The organism is Dorea amylophila (assembly GCF_025567265.1).
In the GTDB taxonomy this organism is placed as follows: Bacteria; Bacillota; Clostridia; order Lachnospirales; family Lachnospiraceae; genus Dorea_A; species Dorea_A amylophila.
Genome location: NZ_JAOQJW010000016.1, coordinates 66,359 through 74,368 on the forward strand (window position 1 = coordinate 66,359; position 8,010 = coordinate 74,368).

Sequence of the window (8,010 nt, forward strand, 5' to 3'; positions counted from 1 at the left end):
TATGCGGAACCTATGTGCAGAAAGGAGCATCCAATGACAAGACCACAAAAAGAATCTGATATGAAACGGGAACACCGGGTAACAATCCGCCTGACTGACACTGAATTTTCTATTATAGAAAATACGGCAGAACAGGCAGACATGTCTATTTCCGAGTACATGCGAAAACAAATTATGGAGGGACAGGTCAATACTAAATTTGAGATTGTTGCAGATGTCAAAGAAATAAAAAAGCTGATTGGTGAATTGGGTAAGATAGGAAGCAACCTCAATCAGATTGCCCGATATTTTAATCAAGGTGGGATTATCTCCTCAGAAATGAGAAAAGAGATAAAAAAATCTCTCCGGGATATTTATGAGATGAAATATGAAGTGATGAGAATGGCAGGTGATTTCCGTGGCAGTGATTAAACATATCGCAAGCAAAAATGCTGACTATGGAGAATCCGAACGGTATCTCATCTTCCAGCATAATGAATACACCCAAAAACCAATCCTCGATGATGAGGGACATATGATATTACGAGATGAATATTACCTGGATGGTCTGAACTGTGATCCGTTTACCTTTGCATCTGAATGTCAAGAACTAAACAGCTATTACCATAAAAATAAAAATTTCAATGAGATCAAGTCTCATCATTACATTATCAGCTTTGACCCAAAAGACAAAGAGGAATGTGGACTGACTGGTGAACGGGCACAGCAGCTGGGACTGACTTTTGCAAAGAAGAACTTTCCCGGTCATCAGGCTTTAGTCTGCACACATACAGATGGTCACAACGAAAGTGGCAATATCCATGTACATATTGTGATCAACAGCCTTCGAAAATATGACGTACCGCAAGAACCCTATATGGAATTTGACTGTGAATCAAAAGCCGGATATAAACACCACCTAAGCACAGCCTACCTTGCTCACTTAAAGCAAGACGTTATGGATATGTGCCAGAAAGAGGGCCTGCATCAAGTTGATCTGCTCTCTCCTGCTGAAAGGAAAATCACAGAAAAAGAATACTGGGCACAGCGTCGTGGACAGGAAAAACTTGATAAGCTCAACCAGAAAATGCTTGAAGATGGTATCACACCAAAAGAGACTCGCTATCAGACAGAGAAACAGTTTCTTCGGGATGCTATCGACGATGCTGCAAGCACCGCCAGATCACCAGAAGAGTTCGCAAAAATCCTTGATGAAAAATATCATATCATCTTCAAGATCAGCAGAAACCGGTACAGCTATCTTCATCCAGGCAGAAAAAAATATATCACTGGACGAAATCTCGGAACACGATATGAAGAGGATTTTCTATTACAGGCATTTAAGGGAAATGCAAAATCGCTCTCTGATAGGAAAATGGAAATTGAAGAACCGCAAGTTGCAGCTACTACAAAAGATTTGCAGACGACACTTTCTTCTGATGCTCCCGATATTCCTGTACCGTTCATTTTCATAAAATCAGATCTCCGACTTGTGATAGATTTACAGACCTGTATCAAAGCACAGCAGAGTGAGGCCTATGCTCAAAAAGTCAAACTCTCCAATTTGAAACAGATGGCTCAGACAGTTGCCTATATACAGGAACATAGTTATGACTCTCTTGAAGATTTCCATACTGCACTTGACCAGGCATCCGATCAGACCAGTGCTTCAAGAAAATCCTTAAAGGATACAGAGCAAAAACTTAAAGATGTGAATGAACAAATACATTTTACCGGACAGTACCTTGCATACAAAAACATATATGCAGACTACCGTAAGAGCCGCAATAAGGATAAATTCTACGAAGAACACCGGGCAGAGCTTTCCCTTTATGATACAGCTCTCCGAACACTGAAAGAAAAATCTGCCGGAAATAAGCTGCCTTCCATGAAAACCCTCTATACAGAAAAAGACCGGCTTATTGAAGTGCGAGATACACAACGGGAAGATTTTTCTAGCCGCCGGGATTATGAACGGGAGCTTCGTACCGTGTCTGCTAATATTGATATGATCCTTGGAAAGAGTCACGAGCAGGAACAGCAGATTGAAAATGAAAAAGATTTATAGGCTGTTATTTTTCATCGGCATTTGTCGTTTCAAAATTCGGGTATTGAGGATTACTATTTGCCATGTTAAAATAATAATATAGAAATTCATGTTTACTATATTCCATTCTAAAGGAAAGCAGGTGGTGTTTTTACAATGAATAATACAGAAGAAACACTGAATTTTGAACAAAAGCATAAAGAAGATCTACAACGCCTTAGAGGGTTCCGTCTTTTAGATGATGATTTTATGAGTAAAGTTTTTGAAGATAAGGCATGTGCGGAATTTCTGCTTCAAATTATTTTGCAAAGGCATGACCTTAAAGTACAATCTGCACAGGGACAATACGATATAAAAAATTTACAAGGACGTTCTATTCGCTTGGATATATTAGCTGTCGATACCAATAACCGCTCTTATAATATAGAAATTCAAAGAAGTGATCGTGGTGCCGGTGCAAAACGTGCAAGATATAATAGCAGTCTTATAGATGCCAATATAACTGAAGCTGGCGATAAATATGATGCCCTCACTGAAACCTATGTAATTTTTATTACTGAAAATGATGTATTAAAAGCCGGGCTTCCAATTTATCATATTGACCGCATCATCCAAGAAACCGGTGAACCATTTGGCGATGAAGCTCATATTATTTATGTAAATTCCCAAATCAAAGATGAAACAGAACTCGGAAAACTAATGTACGATTTTTCCTGTACCGATCCAAAAGATATGTATTATAAAATACTTGCTGACAGGGTACGTTATTTTAAAGAAGATGAGGAAGGAGTTTTGACTATGTGCAGAGAAATGGAAAATATGCGAAAAGCTGAACGCATTGAAATTGCTAAACGTATGCTGGTCTCCGGCAAACTCACTTATGAAGATATTGCCGCTTTTACAGACCTGACCTTAGAAGAAATCAAGGCTCTGGCTGTACAGAAAACTGCATAACAAAAAATGACTCCCTACAACACATGACCTATTTGGTATATGGGGATATGTTGTAGGGAGTTTCTTAGTAAGCGGCACGCAACAAACCGCATAAAAATCCCACGGAAGGCATTCCTTTAAACAAAAATCCTTCCTCTGTAATTGCCTTCTTCTGCATACTGCATTGTTTCAATATCAAATAATTCGTCAGCATCTAATGACTGAACGATAAATGGAGAATGTGTGGAAACAATAAACTGGCTATTAGGAAATGTTCTTTTTAAATCTGCAACGATTTCTTTCTGCCACTTTGGATGCAGATGCAGATCCAGCTCATCAATCAAAATCACTGCTTTCTCTTCCAATGGATTCAACGAATCCGGATTTGCCATTGATAATCTCTTTGCAATATCCGCAATAACCGATAAAACTGCTTTATATCCTCCACTTAACTGATCAATCTGGAGATCTACCCCTTCTGAATTTGTCATCACCATTCTTGACGGTGCTAACTCAATCCTTAAATTGGAATATCCCTTTATCATTCTTTCCAAAGCAGTTCTTACACAATTTAATTTAGGATTCTTATAATTTGAATTTTCACGAATCCCTCGAAGTTCAATATCCTCTTCTGTCTTGAACCAATCATAAAAATCTCTAAAATAGTTGACATTATCAAAACAGTTTCTTAAAGCATCTGTTACTTGAAAGTTTTTTATATGTCCCCTCTGTGATACTTCTCGTATAATTCTGTCTGTTCCATAGTAAAGAATCAATGGCAGTTTTCTCTCTTCCACACATTGCGAATACTTGGATTTCAATTCTTTTAAAGATTTTGCTTTTTCCGCCTTTACGTCTCCTGCATTTTCAAATGGTTGTTGTGACGAAAGTCTGCGTCTGTTTGTCCAGACATATTTTTCGCCATCCAATGTTATCCCTAAAGTAACTGCTGCTCCATTAGCTCCATTCCTTATATCCTTATTTGCCAGATCACACTCTTTCATTGCTTCTGCATTAACTGTTCTTAATACCGGTACAAATCCTTTTGTGATTGCCTCTAGTATAGTGGTTTTTCCGCTACCATTGTCTCCTATCAATGCAACAAAATTTTTATTTTCAAATGTGATTCTTTGTTTTTGAATCCCCCTGAAATTTGTTAATTCTATAAAATTGACTTTCACTGAGTCACCTTCTTCATCTAAATATACATTGATTATATCTTACCCTTCATTTGTCTGCAAGTTTTCCCATCCTTTAATAAAAATTTTTATCTGGCAAATAAACTGCAGCTTTTATTCTTATCAACATTACATTTTATTATTTTTTTATGAGAAAAACACAATAAAAATCTGATTATCCGCTAAAACACAGTATCTATCAGCATTTTCAAGGAAACAAACACATCAATTTACTACTTATTTACTACTAACGAATGAGCCTTGATACGCTAGTTTTCTTAGATATGCAAAGATATGGTACAGCACATCAGTATTGAAACAAGAAAAATTTAATATTTCATAGACTATGGAACGCCTAACATGACGTTCCTTTTCTATTTCCAGCCGTTCTTATTGGACGGCTATTTTATTACTCAAAACGAAAGGAGCATTAGACTTATGAAAAAGATATTAAAGCGATTGTGTACGGGCTTCTTAGCTCTTGCAACTGTCGTTACTGCTTTACCGAGTACACCCGTTCATGCAGAAAGTAAGCAATACTGGACGGAAAGTGCAGAGCGTGTCGGTATCATTGAAAAAGTAATGAATGACGGTTCTATCGGTTCTACATTCAATGAGGGCATGATGAAAGTTGAGGGCGAAACTGCCTATTGTATTGACATCAATACAGATTTCAAAAATGGTTACAAGACCAGAGCTGACGCAAGCTCACGCATGAGTGCCGACCAGATTTCAGATGTGGCGTTATCCTTAGAGTATGTCAAACAGTATGGCGAAGCTCACAAGGAACTGAATTACAAGCAAGTCTATCTGTTGGAACAATGTGTTGTCTGGCAGAGATTGAGCGTACATCTTGGCTGGCAATGTGATAACGTGCGAGCTTCTTATGATGAAATTCCAAAGGCAACACAGGACGAAGTTTTCTCTGGTGCAAAAGCCTTTGTCAAAGAGAATAAAGGACGCTATGAATGTGGCGGTTATATCTACTCTGGCGAGGGGCAGGAATTAGGACAATTCTGGGCGAAACTGAATGTCGGAAATGCGAAACTACAAAAGACTTCCAGTAATACCAGCATTACAGACAGTAACGGGAATTACTCTGTCGCTGGTGCAATCTACGGTGTCTTTTCTGATAAGGACTGCACGAAACAGCTTGCCACCCTTACGACTGATGAAAACGGAAATACAGATGTTGTAGAGGTAAAAGCAGGCACAGTCTATATCAAGGAATTATCCGCACCAGCAGGATATAAAGTAGATAAAACTGTATATTCCTTAAAGATTGAAGCTGGAAAGACAGCGACATTGAACGTATCTGATACGCCAAAAGTAACGGACACTTTGATTGAGCTTTTCAAGATTGACATGGAAACACAGAAAGACAATCCGCAAGGAAACGCTTCTCTAGCAGGTGCGGAATTTACATGGAAGTATTATGCAGGCTTCTATACTAAAGACAATCTCCCTGCCGAAGCTACTCGTACATGGGTTACAAAGACAATCGCTGAAACAGACAGCGATGGGACAACCCACTACATCACAAAATTAGCGGACGCATACAAGGTGTCTGGCGACAGCTTCTATATGCAAGACGGTAAAGCCGTTTTTCCACTTGGAACACTAACCGTTGAAGAAACGAAAGCTCCAAATGGCTACTTACTTGACGGTGCATATATGCAGGCTGGCGATAAGTCCGAACAGATTAAGGGCTTATATGTAACACAGATTACCGAGGACGGCGACCTTGCCGTATTATCTGGAAGTAACCAGTTTTCCGTTTCTGACAAGGTTATCCGTGGCGGTGTCAAAATTCAGAAACGAGATTTAGAAACGGGCGATACAAAGCCACAAGGAAGTGCCACTTTGAAAGATACTGCCTTTGACATCATTTCCTTAAAAGATAATGCAGTATTGGTTGAGGGCAAGCTATACAAAAAAAATGAAGTGGTAAAGACAATTCGTACCGATATTGAGGGTGTCGCTTCTACTTCTGCCGACCTTTTACCTTATGGAAAGTTTCGTATCGTTGAAAGTGAAGCTCCAAACGGATATTTGACTGACGGTGCAAAACCGATTGATTTTACAATCACAGAAAATGGAAAAATTGTGGACTTAACCGACAAAGCCCATTCTATCTACAATCAGATTAAGCGTGGGGATATTGAGGGCGTGAAAATCGGTGCAGGCACACACAAGCGTCTTGCTGATGTTCCTTTTAGGATCACAAGCAAGACGACGGGCGAAAATCATGTCGTGGTAACTGATGATAACGGGCAATTCTCCACTTCTGCTGACTGGGCTTCTCATAAGCACAATACAAACGCAGGCAAGACCAGCGAGGACGGTGTGTGGTTTGGGATTTCTGAACCAGACGACAGCAAGGGTGCATTACCTTATGATACCTATATCATTGAAGAAATGCGTTGTGACAGTAACAAAGGCTTTGAACTTATCCCACCTTTTGAAATCGTGGTATCAAGAAATAACCTTGTGGTTGATTTAGGGACGCTGACTGATGAATACGAAAAAGAAATCTCTATCCATACCACAGCGACCAGCAAGGACGGCGAAAAGACTATCCTTGCAGGAAAAGAGGTAACAATCGTTGATACAGTCAAATTGGACGGACTTACAAAAGGCACAAAATATCAGCTCAAAGGCTGGCAGATGTTAAAGGAAGAAAACACCGAGCTTATCATTGACGGGAAACGTGTAGAAAACAACTATACCTTTATCGCTGATGATGAGGAAATGAAAGTGGAAATTTCCTATACATTCAATGCGTCTGCTTTAGGTGGCAAGAACCTTGTTACCTTTGAAGAATTGTATAATTTCAGCAATCCAGACGAACCCGTAAAAGTTGCGGAACACAAAGACATTGAGGACGACGGGCAGACGGTACTTATCACAGAGCGTATCATCAAAATTCATACGACTGCTACCGATAAGGACGGCAACAAAGAGCTTGAAGCTGGAAAAGACGTTACAATCATTGATACGGTTACTTTAGAGGGCTTAGAAGTCGGCACAAAATATCAGTTAAAGGGCTGGCAGATGTTGAAAAAAGAAAATGCAGAACTTCTTATCAATGGAAAGCGTGTGGAAAGTGATTACACTTTTACCGCTGACAGCGAAAACATGAAAGTAGAAGTTGCCTTTACTTTTGACGCTACTTCTTTTAACGGAAAACAGCTTGTAACTTTTGAAGAATTGTACGATTTAAGCAATCCAGACGAGCCGAAGAAAGTTACCGAGCATAAGGATATTGAGGATAAGGGACAGACGATTACCTTTAAGGAAAAACCAGAAGTCCCAAAAGAACCAGAGAAACCCGAAACACCACAGACACCAGAAAAGCCTAGCAGACCTAGCGACAGTCCCAAAACGGGCGATAACACCAACCTTTACGAACTGCTTGTACTTCTTTTAACTTCTGGTGCTGGACTGGCAGGTATCTTCTTCTACAAACGCCGTAAAATGAAGAAATCATAAGGCGGTAATGGTATGAGAAAAGGAAAATCACGCTCTCCGCCGAAGCTGTCAAACGGCAGACTTCCGCTTATTCTGGCTTGTCTGCCAACAACCTGCAAGAACACGGATAGTCAAGGGTGCGTAAGCATTGATTTTACCCTTTACTATCGGTGGGATTGCTGGTACTTCCCGAACCGCCAGAATAAGAAATCACAATCAAAAAACTTATCAAAAATAGAAAGAAACGAGGTAAAACAATATGGAAATGAAATATGTCGTGCCAGATATGGCACAGTCTTTTGGAACTCTTGAATTTGCAGGCGAAAGCGACCATGTTTTTGACAGAGATAAAGATAACCGCAGATTTTTCGCAAGAAGAAGCTATAACCTTTATTCAGATGT

At 39.6% G+C, this 8,010-nt stretch carries 6 protein-coding genes; 5 read left to right on the forward strand and 1 reads right to left on the reverse strand.

All coding sequences use genetic code 11. The features are described 5' to 3' along the window. Positions 1 to 33: 33 nt before the first annotated feature. From OCV72_RS11100 to OCV72_RS11110, 3 genes are all read left to right on the forward strand, one after another. The gene (locus OCV72_RS11100; protein WP_055056608.1) at positions 34 to 411 is read left to right on the forward strand and encodes a DUF6290 family protein; all 378 of its coding nucleotides are present in this window, start codon (positions 34 to 36) and stop codon (positions 409 to 411) included. Beyond that, positions 398 to 2,047, forward strand: a complete 1,650-nt coding sequence (locus tag OCV72_RS11105) for a relaxase/mobilization nuclease domain-containing protein (protein ID WP_055056607.1) — start codon at positions 398 to 400, stop codon at positions 2,045 to 2,047. Before OCV72_RS11100 ends, OCV72_RS11105 begins: the two co-directional genes overlap by 14 nt. Before the next feature lie 135 nt (positions 2,048 to 2,182). Beyond that, positions 2,183 to 2,980: a PD-(D/E)XK nuclease family transposase gene (locus OCV72_RS11110; RefSeq protein WP_055056606.1), complete on the forward strand. Its 798-nt coding sequence runs from the start codon at positions 2,183 to 2,185 to the stop codon at positions 2,978 to 2,980. A 116-nt stretch (positions 2,981 to 3,096) separates the two neighbouring features. Here OCV72_RS11110 and OCV72_RS11115 read toward each other — a convergent pair whose 3' ends face one another. Then, positions 3,097 to 4,140, reverse strand: coding sequence for an AAA family ATPase (locus OCV72_RS11115; protein WP_055056605.1), 1,044 nt, complete (start codon positions 4,138 to 4,140; stop codon positions 3,097 to 3,099). A 435-nt stretch (positions 4,141 to 4,575) separates the two neighbouring features. Here OCV72_RS11115 and OCV72_RS11120 point away from each other — a divergent pair, with 435 nt between their 5' ends. Both OCV72_RS11120 and OCV72_RS16895 read left to right on the forward strand, forming a co-directional pair. Continuing rightward, on the forward strand, positions 4,576 to 7,629 hold the full coding sequence (locus OCV72_RS11120; protein WP_055283832.1) for an SrtB-anchored collagen-binding adhesin: 3,054 nt from the start codon (positions 4,576 to 4,578) through the stop codon (positions 7,627 to 7,629). A 238-nt stretch (positions 7,630 to 7,867) separates the two neighbouring features. Beyond that, the coding region (locus OCV72_RS16895; protein WP_155515230.1) for a DUF961 family protein at positions 7,868 to 8,010 on the forward strand (143 nt) is incomplete at its 3' end.